This window comes from Hydrogenophaga sp., assembly GCF_026125785.1.
In the GTDB taxonomy this organism is placed as follows: Bacteria; Pseudomonadota; Gammaproteobacteria; order Burkholderiales; family Burkholderiaceae_C; genus Hydrogenophaga.
The window spans coordinates 78,909-94,742 of the sequence record NZ_JAHCKL010000004.1; the positions used below are offsets into that span (position 1 = coordinate 78,909).

Here is a 15,834-nt window from a genome sequence, read left to right on the forward strand (position 1 = left end):
CCTCAGGCGACGGAAAGGCGCTGCAGGTGCGCGCGCACCGAGCCACTGAGGTCGGGATTGGCCAGCGCGAGATCGATCGTGGCCTCCAGGAAACCTTCCTTGCTGCCGCAGTCGTAGCGCTTGCCTTCGTAGCGAAAGGCCTGCACCTTTTCCTGACCGATCAAGGCTGCGATGCCATCGGTCAGTTGGATTTCGCCGCCCGCACCGCGCGGCTGGCGCCGGATGCTTTCGAACACCGCTGGGGTGAGCACGTAGCGACCAGCCACCGCCAACGTGGAGGGCGCGACGTCCGGCGCAGGCTTCTCCACCATGGCAAACACCTCGGCGAGTTGCTGGTTGACGCCGTGCACGTCCACCACCCCGTAGCGCCGGGTCTCGGCGCGCGGCACATCCTGCACAGCCAACACCGTACCCGGACTGGCCGAGTAGGCCTGCACCATCTGCTGCAGCACGGTCGTGCCTCCAGCCAACTGGTCCTTCCCCATCATCAGGTCGTCGGCCAGCAAGACGGCGAAAGGCTCATCCCCCACCAGACGTTCGGCACACAGCACCGCGTGTCCCAGCCCCAGCGCGCGCGGCTGCCGCACGTAGACGCAGTCCATGTCGTCGGGCTTGATCGAATGCACGAGTTGGAGCAATGCCCCCTTGCCCGCCGATTCCAGTTCCATCTCGAGTTCGTACGCGGTATCGAAATGGTCTTCAATTGCGCGCTTGTGCCGACCGGTCACGAAGATCATTTCCCTGATGCCGGCCGCGTAGGCCTCTTCCACCGCGTACTGGATCAGGGGCTTGTCCACCACCGGCAACATCTCCTTGGGGATCGCCTTGGTGGCGGGAAGAAATCGGGTACCAAGGCCACCCACGGGGAATACGGCTTTGCGGATCGTCATGTCGATGTGTTCTTTCGCAGGTTCGTGAAGAAAGACGCACCATGTTAACTGCGTGTGCGCCAGCGTCGCCTCAAACGATACACTGCATTACGTCATTGATCGAGTGTCTTGAAGGCCAGTCCTGACGCGGGTTCCAGGCCGACATCGCACCCCCTATCTACTGCTCATGAGCATCACTCCCGTCATCCTTTGCGGAGGCTCGGGCACACGTCTGTGGCCCCTGAGCCGGCAAGGCTTCCCCAAACAGTTCGTGCCGCTCGTGGGTGACAAGAGCCTGCTGCGCCTCACCCTGGAACGTCTGTCCTGGACAGCCCAGCCCCCCATCTGCGTGGCCAGTGAGGACCATCGATTCCTGGTGGCCGACTCGCTGGAAGCCGAGCGCATGGCAGGCACCGTGCTGCTTGAGCCCGCGGCGCGCAATACCGCAGCCGCGATGGCACTGGCCGCGCTGCATGCCCGCAGCCAGGGCGACCCTTTGCTGTTGTTCTGCCCCTCGGACCATCACATTCCCGACACACAGGCCTTTGCGCGCACCATCCAACTGGGAGTGGCCGCGGCCGAAAGTGGCGCCATCGTGACATTTGGCGTGGTGCCCAGTTTCCCAAGCAGTGCCTATGGCTACATCCAGCAAGGCGATGCGCGAACCGATGGCAGCCGCAGCGTGGCACGCTTCATTGAGAAGCCCGCACCCGCGGCCGCGCAAGCCCTGCTGCTGCAGGGGCATGTGCTTTGGAACGCCGGTATCTTCCTCGTGCGCGCCAGCGTCATGCTGGCCGCACTCACCCGCCATGCGGCCGACATCCTCCAGGCCTGCGAAGGGGCCATGGCCCAGCCCCGTACGGAGAGTGTGGGTGAGGTGGTTTTCGTGCGTCCGGAGAAGGAAGTCTTCCTCGCCTGCCGGTCGCAGAGCATCGACTATGCCGTGATGGAACGCCATGACAACGTGGCCGTGGTGCCCTTTCAAGGCCAATGGAGCGACGTCGGCAGCTGGAACGCGGTTGCCGAACTCAGCGACGCCGACGACGACGGCAACCGCATCACCGGCCAGGGACATGCGCTGCAGTCGCGCAACACCTTCATCCACGCACCGGGCCGCACGGTGGTGGCGCTGGGCACCCAGGACTTGCTCATCATCGATACGCCCGACGCGCTGCTGGTGGCCCAGCGGGACCATGCCGAGCAGGTCAAGGACGTGGTCTCGCACCTGAGCCAGCGCAAGATTCCACAAGCCGCCGAACACCGGCGCGTGGCCCGCCCCTGGGGTTGGTACGACAGCGTCGACATGGGCGAGCGCTTCCAGGTCAAACGCATAGGCGTGAAGCCCGGCGCCTCGCTGAGCCTGCAGAAGCACCATCACCGCGCGGAGCACTGGATCGTCGTCAAGGGTACGGCGGAAGTCACGCGCGGGCAGGAGGTCTACCTGCTGGCAGAGAACCAGTCGACCTACATCCCGATCGGCGAAGTGCACCGGCTGCACAACCCCGGCAAGATGGTGCTCGAAATGATCGAGGTGCAGTCCGGCAGCTACCTGGGCGAAGACGACATCGTTCGGCTGGAGGATCTGTATGGCCGCCAGCCGGCCACCACACCGGACGGCCGCAAGACCTCATGAAGACCATTCTGCTCACCGGCGGCGCCGGCTACATCGGCAGCCACACCGCACTGGCGCTCATCGCCGCCGGCTTCGAGCCAGTGGTGCTCGACAACTTCGCCAACAGCCACCCGGTGGTGCTGGACCGCCTGGCCCGCATTGCCGGACGCCCTCTGGTGCTGGAGCAGGGCGACGTGCTCGACACCGACTGGCTTCAGGACGTGCTGCGCCGGCACCGGCCGGCTGGCGTGGTTCACTTTGCGGGGGACAAGGCCGTGGGGGAAAGCGTGGCCCAACCGCTGAAGTATTTCCACAACAACATCAGCGGCGCCGTCAGCCTGCTGCGAGCGATGGAGGCGGCGCACGCCGAAGACCCGACGACAGCGCCCACGCTGGTCTTCTCCAGCAGCGCCACCGTCTACGGCGATCCGGCCAGCGTGCCCATCACGGAAGATTTCCCGCGCAGCCACACCAATCCGTACGGCCACACGAAGCTGGTGATCGAGGACATGCTGTACGCGCTCAATGCCGCCCGCCCGGCATGGCGCATGGGTGTGCTGCGCTATTTCAACCCGGTTGGCGCCCATCCCAGCGGCCTGATCGGTGAGGACCCCGCAGGCATTCCCAACAACCTCATGCCTTTCGTCGCGCAAGTGGCGGTTGGCCAACGCGAACACCTCAACGTCTTCGGCGACGACTACCCCACGCCAGACGGCACCGGCGTGCGCGACTACATCCATGTACAGGATCTGGCCGCGGGCCACGTCGCCGCCATCCGGGCCCTTCTTGACCGGGGTGAGAGCTTCACCGTCAACCTGGGCACCGGGCGTGGGCACAGTGTGCTGGAAGTGGTGCGCGCCTTCGAGAAGGCCAGCGGCCGCCCCGTTCCCTACCGCATTGCGCCCCGCCGCCCCGGAGATGTGGCTCAGTGCTGGGCCGATCCGGGACTGGCCCAGCGCCTGCTGGGTTGGCAAGCGAAGCACACGCTGGAGGAGATGTGCACCGACGCGTGGCGCTGGCAGAGCGGGAACCCTGCCGGCTACCGCAGCTGAGGCACGCGATCAGCGCAGTTGTACGCCCGCCGCACGGGCCGCAAAGAAGACTCCCTCGCCCACACTGGCGCCGAAGCGTTTGGCCAGCCGCAGGCCAACGTTCTCGCGCTGCGTGTAGTCCACGATGTCCTCTGCCTTGACGATCTCGCGCGCCACGTAGTCCAAGCTGCCCAGGCCATCGGCCAGCCCCAGGCTCACCGCCTGCTGCCCATTCCACACCAGGCCGCTGAACGTGTCGGTGGTCTCCTTGAGGCGCTCGCCTCGACCCTTCTTGACCACGGCAATGAACTGGGCGTGGATCTGGCCCAGCATGCTCTGGATATAGGCCTTCTGCGCCTCGTCCTGAGGACTGAAAGGGTCCATCATGGCCTTGTTCGCACCGGCGGTCATGAGCCGGCGTTCAATGCCCAGCTTGTCCATCAGACCGGTGAAACCAAAGCCGTCCATGAGCACGCCGATGCTGCCGACCAGACTGGCCTTGTCGACGTAGATGTCATCGGCCGCCGCCGCAATGTAGTAGGCGGCCGAGGCGCAGGTTTCCTCCACCACCGCATACACCTTCTTCTGGTGCAGGCCCTTGAGGCGGGTGAGCTCATCGTTGATGATGCCTGCCTGCACCGGGCTGCCGCCCGGAGAGTTGATGAGCACCACCACCGCCTGCGCTCCAGCGTCCTCGAATGCCGAGCGCAGGGCGGGAATCACATACTCGGCGCTGGCCTCGGCGCCCGAGGCGATTTCGCCCTTGATTTCCACCACCGCGGTATGCGGTTTGCTGACCGACGTGGTCGCCATGTTGGCGCTGTACACCATCCAGGCGATCGCACCCAGCAGCACCAGCCACAACAGGCGGAAAAAGATCTTCCATCGGCGCGCGGATTGCTGCTCGCGAATGGTGGCGAACACCAGCTTTTCGATCGTCTCGCGTTCCCACACACCTTTGGCGGCGCGCGGGGCATCGGGGATCAGGGGATCGTCGTTCATGGTCACGGGCTCTCAGAATTCAACAGGTTTGAGGTGGTATTGTGACCGCCAGTGGACCACGCCATCGCGCTCCACCAGTTCGATCTTGAACAGGCCTCCACGGCATGGGCCGCCCCGGCAGGCGCCCGTATCGGGCTCGTAGACAGCGCCGTGCGTGGCACACAGCAACCAGCGCCCCGAGTCATCGAAGAAGCGGTCGGGCTGCCAGTCCATTTCCATGGCCACATGGGCGCAGCGGTTGAGGTAGGCGTGCACCTGCCCATGGAAGCGGATGGCAAAGGCGCGGCAGGTCTGGCCAGCGTAGTTGACGTCGAAGGACACGGCACGCCCACCGTCAACGAGGTCACGGCTGTTGCACAAGGCATGGATGGGATCTTCGCCAAGACGGTCCATGGTGACTCCTGTTGCTCAGGCATTGGCATCCAGCCAGTCGTGCAGTTCCTGCACAGAGTGGGCCACGTGCAAGGGCCCCAGCGCCCCGAAGGACGCGGGCTCATGCGCGCCGTAGCTCACGCCCAGGCTGGCGCAGCCTGCGTTTCGCGCCATCTGCAGGTCGTGCGTGGTGTCACCGATCATGAGCGTGCGCTGCGGTGACACGCCGAATTCGCGCATGAGTTCGTGCAGCATGCGCGGGTCCGGCTTGCCGGCTGTCTCGTCCGCCGTGCGCGAACTGTCGAACACCCCTTGCAACGCTTGGGTTCGCAGGACTTCATCGAGACCGGCGCGGTTTTTCCCGGTAGCCACCGCCAGCCAGTGCTGACGTTCCCGGAGGGTGGCCAGCAGCGGGAGCACGCCATCGAACAGACTGAGGTCGTTCTGGTGCGCCGTGTAGTGGAAGCGGAAGCGCTCACCCAGCAGCGGGTAGCGTTCGCTGGGCACGTCCGGCGCCGCATGTGCCAGGGCCTGCATCAATCCCATGCCAATCACGTAGCTGGCGGCCTCGCGGCTGGGCGGCGTGCCGCCCACGTCCGCCACCGACAGCTGGATGCAGTGCGCTATCACGGCCGTGGAATCGAACAGGGTGCCGTCCCAGTCGAAGGCGATGAGGTCAAAACGGCGTGTTCGCATGGTGTCAGGCGGCTGCGAGTGCGCGCGCATGGTGGCGCAGATGGTCTTCGACGAAGCTGGCGATGAAGTAGTACCCGTGGTCGTAGCCTTCATGGCGGCGCAGGGTGAGCGGCTGGCCAGCGGCAGCACAGGCGGCCTCGAACAGATGCGGGTGCAGTTGGCTGACCAGGAACTGATCCGCCATACCCTGGTCGATCAGCAGCGGTGGCGCGCGGTGCCCTGCTTTCACCAGCTCGGTGGCGTCGTGTGCCGCCCAGGTCTTCCTGTCGTTTCCGAGGTAACCCGAGAAGGCTTTTTCTCCCCAGGCGCATTGCATGGGCGCAGCGATCGGCGCAAAGGCCGAGACGCTCTGGAACAGACCAGGATGGCGCAACGCCAGCGTCAGCGCGCCGTGGCCTCCCATGGAATGGCCGAACACGCCGACGCGGTCGGCGCGGGCCGGGAAATGCGCCAGCACCAGCGTACGCAACTCCTGCGTGACCCAACTCTCCATGCGGAAATGCCGCGACCACGGCGCCATGGTGGCGTCCAAATAAAAGCCCGCGCCATGGCCAAAGTCCCAGGCGGCATTCGCTTCCTCTATACCGGTTTCACGCGGACTGGTGTCGGGCGTAACCAGCATGAGCCCGAGCTCGGCAGCCACGCGCTGAGCCCCGGCCTTGATGGCGAAGGTCTCCTCGGTACAGGTCAGGCCTGCGAGGTAGAAGAGCACTGGAACCGGCCCTTGCGCGGCCTGTGGCGGCACGAACACGCCGAACTTCATGGGCAGGCCGATCTCGGAGGCGTCGTGCCGGTAGAAGCCTTGTATGCCCCCGAAGCAGCGGTGAGATGACAGGGTGGTGAGGCTTCGGCTCATGGGTTCGGCTCTGCAGAAAGGACTAGTTCTTTGACCGCGTCGGCAAAGGCGCCAGGCGCTTCCTGCGGCATGTTGTGCCCCACCCCTGGCACCAGACGGTGCGAGCGCGGGCCGGAGAACCGGTCGGCGTGCACGCTGGCATCCGCCGGTGGGCGTACGCCGTCGTCCATGCCATCGAACGTGATGGAAGGCACCGTGATCACGGGCTGAGCGGCCAGGCGCCGCTCCATCTGCGCATAGGCGGGGTCACCCGCTACCAGACCGAAACGATGGCGGTAGGAGTGGATCACCACGTCCACGAAGTCCGGGTTGTCGAAGGCTCGCGCGCTGCGCTCGAAGGTGGCGTCGTCGAAATGCCAGGTGGGCGACCACTGCCGCCACAGCAGGCCGCACACATCCCGCCGGTCCGCGGTGAGCGCCGCCCGCCCACGCTCGCTGTGAAAGAAGTACTGGTACCAGAGCTTGTGCTCGCGCACGGCGCGCTCAGGCGCCATGGCGCGTGCAATGTTCTGGATGTTGTAGCTGTTGAAGGACACCAGCCCCGCGCAGCGCTCGGGCCACAGCGCCGCCACCACACAGGCGGCGCGGCCGCCCCAGTCGTATCCAGCCAGCACCGCGCGGGCTATGCCCAGCGCATCCATCAAGGCCAGCAGGTCTGCCCCCAGCGCGGCCTGCTCGCCGGAGCGCGGCGTGGCTTCGCTGATGAAGCGTGTCGGCCCGTAGCCACGCAGATACGGCACCACCACACGGCAACCCGCCGCAGCCAGCCGTGGTGCGACTTCGGCATAAGCGTGGATGTCGTAGGGGAAGCCGTGCATCAGCAGCACCGCGGGCCCGTCGACCGGCCCGGCCTCCACGTAGCCGATGTCCAGAACGCCGGCACGCACGTGCCGCACAGGGCCCATGGATGGCATGCCCATCGCGGTCAATAGACCACCACACCGCGGATCGATTCGCCGCGCTTCATGAGGTCGAAGCCCTTGTTGATGTCGGCCAGGGGCATGGTGTGGGTGATCAGGTCGTCGATGTTGATCTTGCCTTCCATGTACCAGTCGACGATCCTGGGTACGTCGGTGCGTCCACGCGCGCCGCCGAAGGCCGAACCCTCCCACTTGCGGCCGGTCACCAGTTGGAATGGCCGCGTGCTGATCTCGGCACCGGCTTCGGCCACGCCGATGATGATGCTGCGGCCCCAGCCCTTGTGCGTGCACTCCAGCGCCTGGCGCATCACTTGCGTGTTGCCAATGCATTCGAAGCTGTAGTCGGCGCCGCCATCGGTGAGCTGCACGATGGCATCGACGACGTTGTCGACCTCCTTCGGGTTGATGAAGTGCGTCATCCCGAACTTGCGTGCCATGGCCTGACGGGCCGGGTTGATGTCCACGCCGATGATCTTGTCCGCGCCCACCATCTTCGCGCCCTGGATCACATTCAGGCCGATGCCGCCCAGGCCGAACACCACCACGTTGGCGCCCGCTTCCACCTTGGCGGTAAAGATCACCGCGCCGATACCGGTGGTCACGCCACAGCCGATGTAGCAGACCTTGTCGAACGGCGCATCCTCCCGGATCTTGGCCAGCGCAATCTCGGGTGCCACGGTGTAATTGCTGAAGGTGCTGGTGCCCATGTAGTGAAAGATGGGTTTGCCATCGAAGCTGAAGCGGCTCGTCGCATCGGGCATCAGGCCCTTGCCCTGCGTGCCACGGATGAGCTGGCAGAGGTTGGTCTTGCGGCTCAGGCAGAACTTGCACTGGCGGCATTCGGGCGTATAGAGCGGAATCACATGGTCGCCCTTCTTGAGCGAAGTCACGCCAGGCCCTACGTCCACCACCACGCCGGCACCTTCGTGGCCCAGGATCGCGGGGAAAATGCCCTCGGGGTCCGCGCCAGAGAGCGTGTAGTAGTCGGTGTGGCAGATACCGGTGGCCTTGATCTCCACCAGCACCTCACCCAGCCTGGGACCCTGCAGGTCCACGGTTTCGATGGTGAGTGGCTGGCCCGCTTTCCAGGCAACGGCGGCTTGTGTCTTCATGGGTTCTCGGTGTGGAAGGTGGCGGCGGTTCCGCGTTCGCAAACCGCCAGACACGCAATCTGGACAAGGCGGTTTTCACAACCGCCAGCGAACCCTGAGTCTACCCCGCAGCGTCCCCTGCGCCGATGGAATCCACACCGTTGCCATAGAGCGCCAGCGCCTCAAACAGCACACGGGACGCCGGCTCTCCCACCTGTTCGCGAAGTTCCCTCTCCGCCTTGCGCAACGCGCGGCCAAACGCCGCCAGCCACAGACGGCCAGCCGGCGTGAAATGCACGATGCGGGCGCGGCGGTCGGCCGGGTCGGCCTCGCGCACCACCAAACCCAGCACTTCGCACTGGTCGATGAGCTCGGTCATGGCCGCATTGGTCATGGCGGCGCGTCGTGCCAGCACGGTGATGCGCGTGCCGCCCAGGTCGAGATGGCGCGTGAGGTGGATGTGCGGCAGGCGTGTCTGCGCGTGCCCGGACTGCACCATCAGCGCCAGCACGCGCGACTCGAACTGCGCCAGGGCATTGCCCAGGATACGGCCGGCGTTGTGCCTGCGCCAGGCATCTGCGGTGCGCTGCGGACTGGACTTGCGGGGGGTTTTCGATACACTCAAGATACTTTGGTTACCTAAGCAATTCCCAATGAATGCCTCATTATCCGCTCGCTCCGGCCTCGAAGACAGTACGCCCATGACCACCGACGTTCTGATTGTCGGTGGCGGCCCCTGCGGCTTGATGCTGGCCAACGAACTCGGTCGGCGCGGCGTGCACAACCTGCTGGTGGAAAGCAAACCCGGCACGGCCTTCAACCCCCAGGCCAATGCGACCCAGGCACGGACCATGGAGCACTTCCGCCGCCACGGTTTCTCCGAGGAAATCCGGGCCCAGGGATTGCCACCGGACCATCCGACGGACATCGCCTACTTCACCCGCTTCAGTCAGCATGAACTGGCCCGTTTGCGACTGCCCACCGCCAGCGAGGCCGCACAGGCCATCCGCGCGCTGGGCGGTTCCTGGAGTGCGGCGGAGCTGCCACACCGGGTCTCGCAGAAGTTCGTCGAGGCCACGCTGCTGCGCCATGCCAGGCGCTGGCCGGCCAACCACCTGCTGCATGGTTGGCGGTTGACCGACTTCACCGACACCGGTGCCGGCATCGAAGCCAGCATCCAATCCGTGGACGGGGCATCGACGGCCCATGTGCGTGCACGCTACCTGGTGGGCGTGGACGGCGCACGCAGCCTGGTGCGGCAGCGGCTGGGGATCGGCTACGGCGGGGCCACCGGCTTCAAGCGGGACTTCATGGGCGGCAAGATGCTCGCCATCTACTGCCGCGCGCCCACATTCCATGAGCACTTCCCGCACGACCGGGCCTGGATGTACGTCACCGTCAACCCGCAGCGCCGAGCTTTCATGGCTTCGGTGGACGGCCAGAGCGAATTCGCCTTCCACGCGGCCATCCACGAAGGGGAAGATGCCGAGGCCTGGACCGAGGAAGACGCACAGCGCATCTTTTCGCAAGCGATGGGCTGCGAACTGCCGATCGAAGTGCTGTCCATGCTGACCTGGACCGCAGGCCATGCGTTGGTGGCAGACACCTTCCAGAAAGGCCGCGTCTTTCTGGGCGGCGACGCCGCGCACCTTTTCACACCCACGGGCGGCCTGGGCTACAACACCGCAGTGGAAGACGCGGTCAATCTGGGCTGGAAGCTGGCCCACGTGGTTCAGGGCGTCGCGCCTGCATCGCTGCTGGACTCCTACGAACTCGAACGCAAGCCTCTGGCCGAACGCAACACCGCCTATGCCCGGCACTTCGCGGATTCGGTGGGCCTGTTCCAGGCCACGTCCACGCTGGAAGCGCATTCACCCGCCGGGGAGCAGGCCCGCCGTGCCGCGTCCGATCACCTCAATGCCCACGTGCGCCTGGAGTTCAACATCCCGGGCGTGACGTTCGGTGGTCGCTACGACGCGTCGCCCATCATCGTTCGCGACGGCACCCAACCCCCAGAGGACAGCCCCGGCCGTTACCAGCCCACGGCGTGCCCAGGCGGCAGGCCGCCGCACGCATGGCTGGAAGACGGCCGCTCGCTGTTCGACACATTTCATTTCGAGTGGACGCTGCTGGCCCTGGGGCCGCAGGCGCCGGTCACCAGCGCCTTCGAAGCCGCGGCCGGCGCAGCGGGCCTGGACCTGCGGGTGGTGCGGCACGCCTCGCCAGAAATACGGGCACTCTACGAGGCCCCGCTGGTGCTGATCCGGCCGGACCACATGGTGGCCTGGCGTGGAGCGGACGATGCCGTGGCCGGCGAGGTGCTGCGCACCTGCACGGGCGTGTTCAGTTGAGCTTGGCCCCGCTCTTGAACCACTGACCGATCAAGGCCCGTTCTTCTTCGGTGATGCCGGTGGCGTTGTTCATGGGCATCAGGCGCTGCACCACCACCTGCTGATACACCGTTTGCGCGTGCTGCGCAACGGCCTCGGGCGAGTCCAGGCGCACGTTCTTGGACTGCAGCGCGGCACCGTGGCACATCACGCAGCGTTGCTCCAGCACGGGCTTGAGCTCGGCATAGCCCACGCTCTGCGGTGCGGCAGCCACTGGTGCACTGGGCGCGGGCCTGAGCCAGGCGATGAGGGCCAGCAGCACCACCACCCCCACGGCCGCATAGGGCCAGGGATGCGCATTGCGGCCGAGCTTGTGGCCATGGCGCATGACAAAGAACTGCCGGATGGCCGCACCTGCAAACATCATGCCGATGAGGATCGCCCAGTTGTACGGATGGGCATAGGTGAAGCTGTAGTGGTTGCTGAGCATCGCAAACAGAACCGGCAGCGTGAAGTAGGTGTTGTGCACGCTGCGCTGCTTGCCGCGCTGGCCATGGATCGGGTCCACCGGTCGCCCGGCCTTGAGGTCGGCCACCACCGTGCGCTGCCCCGGAATGATCCAGAAGAACACATTGGCACTCATGGCGGTGGCGATCATCGCGCCCATCAGCAGGAAGGCGGCCCGGCCCGCAAACAACTGGGTAGCCAGCCAGGCCGCCACGCACACCAGCAGCAGCACCAGTGCACCGACCTTCGCGTCTCCATTCTTCGTCTGGCCCAGCGTGCGGCAGATGGCGTCGTACAGCAGCCAGAACACCACCAGGAAGGCCAGGGCCGCCGAGATCGCAGCGGCCGGGCTCCAGTCCATCACCTTGGGATCGATGAGGTAGACGCTGGGGCTCCAGAGATAAGACACCAGGAACAGCGCGAAACCGGACAACCAGGTGGAGTAGCTCTCCCAATAGAACCAATGCAGGTGATCCGGCAGCTTGGGTGGAGAGACGGCGAACTTCACCGGATGGTAGAAGCCGCCGCCGTGCACGGCCCAGAGCTCACCCGTCACGCCATCCTTCTTCAAGGACTCGTCCTGCGGCGGCGTGAGGCTGCTGTCCAGGAAGACAAAGTAGAAAGAAGAACCGATCCAGGCGATGGCCACGATCACATGCAGCCAGCGCAACAGCAGATTCGCCCAATCCAGCAGATAAGTTTCCATGGCACCTCAAGGCAAGGTCAGAACTTGCGACTCACCACCGCGGGCGCTCTGAGTCGTGTGAGGGCCGCGTATGAGTGCTGCTGGCAACACCCGCTCCGCTGCGACCGATTCCAGAAAGTGTATACACTTTTTGAGAACATTCAAGACCCGATAACCCTGGGCAAACCCGCCCCGCTTTCAAGCAACAACTGCGCCACGACCGACGCCGCGATAACGGCGGGCTCCTTGCCCGTGATGCCTGGCAGCCCGATGGGACAGGTGACGCGCTGAAGGGCCTCTTCGCTGAAACCGCGCTGCCGCAGCCGGCTGCGGAAGGTGGCCCATTTGGTGCGGCTGCCGATGAGGCCGATGAAACCCAGGTCCTCCTGCTCATGCACTCGCCGCAGGCAGGTTGCGACGATGTCCAGATCCTCCGCATGGGAGAAGCTCATGATGAGCACGGCACTGCCTGAGGCCAACTCACGCACCGCGGACTGCACCGGGTCGGAGTGCTCGGTCCGGACGTGCGCGGGCAGATCCGATGGAAACACTTCGTCGCGGCTGTCGATCCAGGTCACATCGAAAGGCAGGGGTGCCAGCGCCCGCACGATGGCGCAGCCCACATGACCACCACCAAACAGCGCCAGAGGCCGATGACGTGCACGCAGGCGCTGGCGCAAAGCATCGGCCTGCGATGCATCGACACGCTCGAACGACAGCACCAAGGCGCCGCCGCAGCATTGCCCCAGGCTAGGGCCAAGGACGACCTCCTGCCGCCATGCCGACGGCGCGGCGCCCGCCAGCGCCTCGCGGGCCTGCCGCATGGCCTCCCACTCCAGATGTCCGCCGCCTATCGTGCCGACCACGCCGCCCGTCGATGCCGCGAAAACCGCCATCCAGGCCCCCGGTTCGCGCGGCACAGACCCTCGCGCCTCAGCCACCACCACCAGCACCGCCGGCGCCGATTGCAGACGCAGTAAAAAGGATTCAAGCTCTGCGGACATCTGTGGCGCGCACGTCAAAAAATGTGTATGGATACGTAATGGGCATCAAGGCCGAACAGTATCGGCCGTACTGTACGCATGCCCTGTTCAAAAGACCCATACACTTCATCCGCTTCGCCATATGGTCCGACCGAAGTCCTGAGCGACGCAACCGATCTGATACAGAGGCTTCCCAACATGAGAGACATCGAACCCGCACCGCGTCCGGCACAGGGCGCCGGCACCTGCCCGCCGCCCCGCAGTCCGTGGGCCTGGCTGGGCGTATGCACCGCTGCGCTGCTGGCCGCATGCGCAGCCCCCCTGCCCCCGCCTCCGCCGCCGCCCCCACCACCGCCACCGGCACCGGTCCCCGCGCCACCACCACCCGTCAGTGCACGCCCCGCGCCCAAACTCGTTTCCCAGGCCAGCACGCCACTGGACTACCGCAAGGACGGCGCGCGCCATATCTACGAGCACAACAGCGAGCGCATCTACAAAGGCCAGCTCCCGCCGCTGATGCACGCCGTGGGCGTGCTTCAGGTCGAAGTGGACGATCTGGGACATGTCCGCAACATGAGCTGGATGCGCGCACCCAGCCACGTCCCGGACGTGATGCGCGAGATCGAACGCACGGTGCGCGCCGCTTCGCCCTTCCCTGCGCCGGTGCGCATGGGACGGGTGGTCTACACCGACGTCTGGCTCTGGGACAAGAGCGGTCGCTTCCAGCTCGACACGCTGACCGAAGGACAGCGGTCCAAATAGACCGGACTCCATGCAGGAAAAGGCCCGCCACCGGCGGGCCTCTTTTTTTTGCAGCCGGTCAACTCCCGCGGTACGTGGCATAGCTCCACGGGCTCACCAGCAGCGGCACGTGGTAGTGCTGGTCGGTGTGCGCCACACCGAAATCGAGCGCCACGCGGTTGAGGAAATTCGGCTCGGGCAAGGCCACGCCCCTGGCCGCGAAATAGCCCTTCACATCGAACACCAGCCGGTAGGTCCCCACGCGCAGGCTGGCGTTGTCGTACAGCGGGCCATCCGGATTGCGGCCATCCTGGTTGAGGTTGAAGCGCTTGACCAGCGTGGCTTGCTCACCCTGCGTGGTGTACAGCTCCACCTGCATGCCTGCGGCGGGGCAGCCATGCATGGTGTCCAGAACGTGCGTGCTCAAGCCCATGGTGCGTCCTTTGAATGAGATGACATGAGGGAATACGGTCTACCGAAAGTGTATACACTTTTTGTTTTTCTGGATATGATGACCGCATGGAAACATCCAGCACCCACCACATCGTCGAGTCGCTGACTCGGGCCATCGTGGAGCACCGGCTGCACCCGGGCACCAAGCTGGCGGAGCAGAAACTGGCGGACCATTTCGGGGTCTCGCGCACGCTGGTGCGGCAGGCCCTGTTCCAGTTGTCCCAGAACCGGTTGATCCGGCTCGAACCGGCGCGCGGCGCCTTCGTGGCCACACCCTCGGTGGAGGAAGCGCAACAGGTGTTCGCCGTGCGGCGGATGCTGGAGGTGGAGATGACACGCAGCTTTGCGCGCACCGTGACCAACGCCAAGATCAAGGCTCTGCGCGAGCACGTGGCACAGGAAAAGCAGGCCGTCAGCAGCGACGACGTGACGGGCCGCACCGAACTGCTCGGTGACTTCCACGTGCGCATGGCCGAACTCATGGGCAACCAGGTGCTGGCCGAGTTGTTGCGTGATCTCATCTCGCGCTGCGCATTGATCACGCTGATGTATCAGAGCAACCAGGCCGCCGAACACTCCAGCGATGAGCATGCCGACATCGTGAAGGCGCTGGCTGCGCGCGATGAGGAGCTGGCCGTTCGCCTGATGAACGAGCACCTGCTGCACGTGGAGGAAAACCTCACCTTTGACCGCAAGGTGCCGACCAACGACATCTCCATGGCACTGTCATGACGCTCTACGACTCGACCCTGCCCTATCCCCGTGACCTGGCCGGCTACGGTCGCAATGTTCCCCATGCACGCTGGCCTGGTGGCGCACGCATCGCCGTCCAATTCGTGCTGAACTACGAAGAAGGTGGCGAGAACTGCGTACTGCACGGGGACGAAGCTTCTGAACAGTTTCTCTCCGAGATGTTCAACCCGGCGGCCTTCCCCACGCGCCACATCAGCATGGAAGGCATCTACGAGTACGGCTCGCGTGCTGGCGTATGGCGCATCCTGCGCGAGTTCGAGCGGCGCGGCCTGCCGCTCACGGTCTTTGGCGTGGCCACCGCATTGCAGCGCAGCCCGGACGTCACCGCGGCTTTCCTCGAACTCGGGCACGACATCGCCTGCCACGGCTGGAAGTGGATTCACTACCAGAACGTCGACGAGGCCACCGAGCGGGCCCATATGGCGATGGCGATGAAGACCATCCAGGAACTCACCGGCAGCCGGCCGCTGGGCTGGTACACCGGACGCGACAGTCCGCACACCCGCCGGCTGGTCGCCGACTTCGGCGGCTTCGAGTACGACAGCGACTACTACGGCGACGATCTGCCCTTCTGGATGAAGGTGCGCAAGACCGATGGCGGCGACGCGCACCAGCTCATCGTGCCCTATACGCTGGACTGCAACGACATGCGCTTTGCCCTGCCCCAGGGCTATTCACACGCCGACCCCTTCTTCCAGTACATGCGCGACACTTTCGACGCCCTGTACGCGGAGGGCGATCCCGCAGGCCTGGACCGCCCCAAGATGATGAGCATTGGCATGCACTGCCGCCTGCTCGGCCGTCCTGGCCGCATCACCGCCCTGCAGCGTTTCCTCGACCACATCCAGAGCCACGACAAGGTCTGGGTGGCGCGCCGGCTGGACATCGCTCGCCACTGGAAACAGACGCACCCACTCAACGCCGCCTGAAGGC

General features: G+C 65.4%; 17 protein-coding genes. 6 read left to right on the forward strand and 11 right to left on the reverse strand.

The genetic code is table 11. From position 1 onward, the window contains the following. Nucleotides 1-2: 2 nt before the first annotated feature. The gene (galU, locus tag KIT53_RS06025; RefSeq protein WP_297749203.1) at nt 3-890 is read right to left on the reverse strand and encodes a UTP--glucose-1-phosphate uridylyltransferase GalU; all 888 of its coding nucleotides are present in this window, start codon (nt 888-890) and stop codon (nt 3-5) included. Between the two features lie 166 nt (nt 891-1,056). Here galU and KIT53_RS06030 point away from each other — a divergent pair, with 166 nt between their 5' ends. Both KIT53_RS06030 and galE read left to right on the forward strand, forming a co-directional pair. Next, nucleotides 1,057-2,502 (forward strand): mannose-1-phosphate guanylyltransferase/mannose-6-phosphate isomerase, encoded by a 1,446-nt coding sequence (locus KIT53_RS06030; protein WP_297749206.1) that lies wholly within the window; start codon nt 1,057-1,059, stop codon nt 2,500-2,502. Further along, on the forward strand, nt 2,499-3,533 hold the full coding sequence (gene galE / locus KIT53_RS06035) for a UDP-glucose 4-epimerase GalE (protein ID WP_297749210.1): 1,035 nt from the start codon (nt 2,499-2,501) through the stop codon (nt 3,531-3,533). Before KIT53_RS06030 ends, galE begins: the two co-directional genes overlap by 4 nt. 9 nt (nt 3,534-3,542) lie before the next feature. On the opposite strand, the gene KIT53_RS06040 is transcribed toward galE, so the two are convergent. The 7 genes from KIT53_RS06040 to KIT53_RS06070 all read right to left on the reverse strand — a co-directional run bounded on the left by KIT53_RS06040 (nt 3,543) and on the right by KIT53_RS06070 (nt 9,074). Beyond that, on the reverse strand, nt 3,543-4,514 hold the full coding sequence (locus KIT53_RS06040) for a S49 family peptidase (protein ID WP_297749213.1): 972 nt from the start codon (nt 4,512-4,514) through the stop codon (nt 3,543-3,545). 12 nt (nt 4,515-4,526) lie between these two features. Continuing rightward, on the reverse strand, nt 4,527-4,907 hold the full coding sequence (locus KIT53_RS06045) for a Rieske 2Fe-2S domain-containing protein (protein ID WP_297749216.1): 381 nt from the start codon (nt 4,905-4,907) through the stop codon (nt 4,527-4,529). A gap of 15 nt (nt 4,908-4,922) precedes the next feature. Then, entirely contained in the window at nt 4,923-5,582 is a 660-nt protein-coding gene (locus tag KIT53_RS06050) for an HAD-IA family hydrolase (RefSeq protein WP_297749219.1), read from the reverse strand. 4 nt (nt 5,583-5,586) lie between these two features. Continuing rightward, a complete protein-coding gene (fghA, locus tag KIT53_RS06055; protein ID WP_297749223.1) occupies nt 5,587-6,438 on the reverse strand; it encodes an S-formylglutathione hydrolase in 852 nt (283 codons plus the stop codon). Further along, complete coding sequence (locus tag KIT53_RS06060) at nt 6,435-7,352, reverse strand: alpha/beta hydrolase (protein ID WP_297749227.1); 918 nt, start codon at nt 7,350-7,352, stop codon at nt 6,435-6,437. Before KIT53_RS06060 ends, fghA begins: the two co-directional genes overlap by 4 nt. A gap of 11 nt (nt 7,353-7,363) precedes the next feature. Further along, nucleotides 7,364-8,470, reverse strand: a complete 1,107-nt coding sequence (locus tag KIT53_RS06065) for an S-(hydroxymethyl)glutathione dehydrogenase/class III alcohol dehydrogenase (protein ID WP_297749231.1) — start codon at nt 8,468-8,470, stop codon at nt 7,364-7,366. 100 nt (nt 8,471-8,570) lie between these two features. Further along, a complete protein-coding gene (locus KIT53_RS06070; protein ID WP_297749234.1) occupies nt 8,571-9,074 on the reverse strand; it encodes a MarR family winged helix-turn-helix transcriptional regulator in 504 nt (167 codons plus the stop codon). 76 nt (nt 9,075-9,150) lie between these two features. Here KIT53_RS06070 and KIT53_RS06075 point away from each other — a divergent pair, with 76 nt between their 5' ends. Beyond that, nucleotides 9,151-10,800 carry an FAD-dependent oxidoreductase gene (locus KIT53_RS06075; RefSeq protein ID WP_297749237.1) on the forward strand — a complete coding sequence of 550 codons (1,650 nt, stop codon included), beginning with the start codon at nt 9,151-9,153 and terminating at the stop codon, nt 10,798-10,800. On the opposite strand, the gene KIT53_RS06080 is transcribed toward KIT53_RS06075, so the two are convergent. Together KIT53_RS06080 and xdhC are read right to left on the reverse strand one after the other, a co-directional pair. Beyond that, entirely contained in the window at nt 10,793-11,992 is a 1,200-nt protein-coding gene (locus tag KIT53_RS06080; RefSeq protein ID WP_297749240.1) for a urate hydroxylase PuuD, read from the reverse strand. The genes KIT53_RS06075 and KIT53_RS06080 overlap by 8 nt on opposite strands. Before the next feature lie 140 nt (nt 11,993-12,132). Further along, a complete protein-coding gene (xdhC, locus tag KIT53_RS06085) occupies nt 12,133-12,975 on the reverse strand; it encodes a xanthine dehydrogenase accessory protein XdhC (RefSeq protein ID WP_297749243.1) in 843 nt (280 codons plus the stop codon). A 177-nt stretch (nt 12,976-13,152) separates the two neighbouring features. Here xdhC and KIT53_RS06090 point away from each other — a divergent pair, with 177 nt between their 5' ends. After that, nucleotides 13,153-13,716, forward strand: a complete 564-nt coding sequence (locus KIT53_RS06090) for a hypothetical protein (RefSeq protein WP_297749246.1) — start codon at nt 13,153-13,155, stop codon at nt 13,714-13,716. 58 nt (nt 13,717-13,774) lie between these two features. Here the strand turns inward: KIT53_RS06090 and uraH are convergent, their stop codons facing one another. Further along, nucleotides 13,775-14,128: a hydroxyisourate hydrolase gene (gene uraH, locus KIT53_RS06095; protein ID WP_297749249.1), complete on the reverse strand. Its 354-nt coding sequence runs from the start codon at nt 14,126-14,128 to the stop codon at nt 13,775-13,777. A gap of 86 nt (nt 14,129-14,214) precedes the next feature. On the opposite strand from uraH, the gene KIT53_RS06100 reads away from it, so the two are divergent. Both KIT53_RS06100 and puuE read left to right on the forward strand, forming a co-directional pair. Then, entirely contained in the window at nt 14,215-14,880 is a 666-nt protein-coding gene (locus KIT53_RS06100) for a GntR family transcriptional regulator (protein ID WP_297749253.1), read from the forward strand. Beyond that, entirely contained in the window at nt 14,877-15,830 is a 954-nt protein-coding gene (gene puuE / locus KIT53_RS06105; protein ID WP_297749255.1) for an allantoinase PuuE, read from the forward strand. Before KIT53_RS06100 ends, puuE begins: the two co-directional genes overlap by 4 nt. Nucleotides 15,831-15,834: the final 4 nt, after the last annotated feature.

Bases quoted from the DNA above. Each gene is read 5' to 3' on its own strand.
- galU (WP_297749203.1), bottom strand. From the start codon at position 890: ATGACGATCCGCAAAGCCGTATTCCCCGTGGGTGGCCTTGGTACCCGA.
- KIT53_RS06030 (WP_297749206.1), top strand. From the start codon at position 1,057: ATGAGCATCACTCCCGTCATCCTTTGCGGAGGCTCGGGCACACGTCTG.
- galE (WP_297749210.1), top strand. From the start codon at position 2,499: ATGAAGACCATTCTGCTCACCGGCGGCGCCGGCTACATCGGCAGCCAC.
- KIT53_RS06040 (WP_297749213.1), bottom strand. From the start codon at position 4,514: ATGAACGACGATCCCCTGATCCCCGATGCCCCGCGCGCCGCCAAAGGT.
- KIT53_RS06045 (WP_297749216.1), bottom strand. From the start codon at position 4,907: ATGGACCGTCTTGGCGAAGATCCCATCCATGCCTTGTGCAACAGCCGT.
- KIT53_RS06050 (WP_297749219.1), bottom strand. From the start codon at position 5,582: ATGCGAACACGCCGTTTTGACCTCATCGCCTTCGACTGGGACGGCACC.
- fghA (WP_297749223.1), bottom strand. From the start codon at position 6,438: ATGAGCCGAAGCCTCACCACCCTGTCATCTCACCGCTGCTTCGGGGGC.
- KIT53_RS06060 (WP_297749227.1), bottom strand. From the start codon at position 7,352: ATGCCATCCATGGGCCCTGTGCGGCACGTGCGTGCCGGCGTTCTGGAC.
- KIT53_RS06065 (WP_297749231.1), bottom strand. From the start codon at position 8,470: ATGAAGACACAAGCCGCCGTTGCCTGGAAAGCGGGCCAGCCACTCACC.
- KIT53_RS06075 (WP_297749237.1), top strand. From the start codon at position 9,151: ATGACCACCGACGTTCTGATTGTCGGTGGCGGCCCCTGCGGCTTGATG.
- KIT53_RS06080 (WP_297749240.1), bottom strand. From the start codon at position 11,992: ATGGAAACTTATCTGCTGGATTGGGCGAATCTGCTGTTGCGCTGGCTG.
- xdhC (WP_297749243.1), bottom strand. From the start codon at position 12,975: ATGTCCGCAGAGCTTGAATCCTTTTTACTGCGTCTGCAATCGGCGCCG.
- KIT53_RS06090 (WP_297749246.1), top strand. From the start codon at position 13,153: ATGAGAGACATCGAACCCGCACCGCGTCCGGCACAGGGCGCCGGCACC.
- uraH (WP_297749249.1), bottom strand. From the start codon at position 14,128: ATGGGCTTGAGCACGCACGTTCTGGACACCATGCATGGCTGCCCCGCC.
- KIT53_RS06100 (WP_297749253.1), top strand. From the start codon at position 14,215: ATGGAAACATCCAGCACCCACCACATCGTCGAGTCGCTGACTCGGGCC.
- puuE (WP_297749255.1), top strand. From the start codon at position 14,877: ATGACGCTCTACGACTCGACCCTGCCCTATCCCCGTGACCTGGCCGGC.